The organism is Candidatus Symbiopectobacterium sp. NZEC135, from assembly GCF_025962695.1.
Map to the genome: position 1 here is coordinate 1 of NZ_JAGFPF010000848.1, position 891 is coordinate 891.

General features: G+C 53.3%; 1 protein-coding gene. It reads left to right on the forward strand.

What is annotated here, in order from left to right; translation table 11 throughout:
- Window positions 1-672 (forward strand): ABC transporter ATP-binding protein (locus J5224_RS30915; RefSeq protein ID WP_264628839.1); only part of this gene is annotated, 672 nt, incomplete at its 5' end.
- Window positions 673-891: the final 219 nt, after the last annotated feature.

The window sequence follows — 891 nt, forward strand, 5'->3', positions numbered from 1 at the left end:
TCATCGCTCGACCCGCGACTGCCCGTGTGGCGCACCATCACCGAGCCGGTGTGGTTACAGGGGCACGGCAGTGAAACGGAACGCAGAGAGCTGGCGTGCGAATTGGCGACGTTGGTTGGTATTCGCCATGAGTATCTTGATCGTTTGCCCCATGCGTTTTCCGGCGGTCAGCGCCAGCGTATCGCCATTGCGCGCGCGCTTTCTGCACAGCCCGATATCATTTTATTGGACGAACCCACCTCAGCGTTGGATATCTCTGTTCAGGCACAAATTCTGAATTTGCTGGTGATGCTTCAGCGACAGCGTAAGCTTACCTACGTGCTGATATCTCACAATATTTCTGTTATCCGCCACATGAGCGATCGCGTAGCCGTCATGTATTTAGGGCAAATTGTTGAGTTAGGCACGGCGCACAACGTCCTGAACCATCCGCGCCATCCCTATACCCGTTTGCTGTTGGATTCGGTGCCTCGCCTTGACAGGCCGCTGTTGCAACACGCTGGAGAAACGATGAAAACGGGCGAATTACCCAGTAATCGACGGTTGCCGCAGGGCTGTTTTTTTCGAGAGCGTTGCCCGTATGCGAGCGTTGATTGTGGGCAGCCACAATCATTGACGCCACTGAATGAAACCGATGGTGTGCGCTGTTGGCGTGCCGTCGCTGGCTCGTAAGAATATTCCTATTTTTTGGCGCGTGTGAAGAGAGCGTCGCTCACTTTTTTCCCTGTGTGGGGGAGGCAGCAGCGGAAAAGCTACCCGAAGATCAACCATTCTGCACACAGGAGAAAACGTTCGCTGCGAAGCTTATCGTATAAATGTGACAGGATAGTGAATTTTTAGCCTTGACCTTCGTGCCCAGAATCGCTATTGATACCTTGTGGGTGCTCGAAA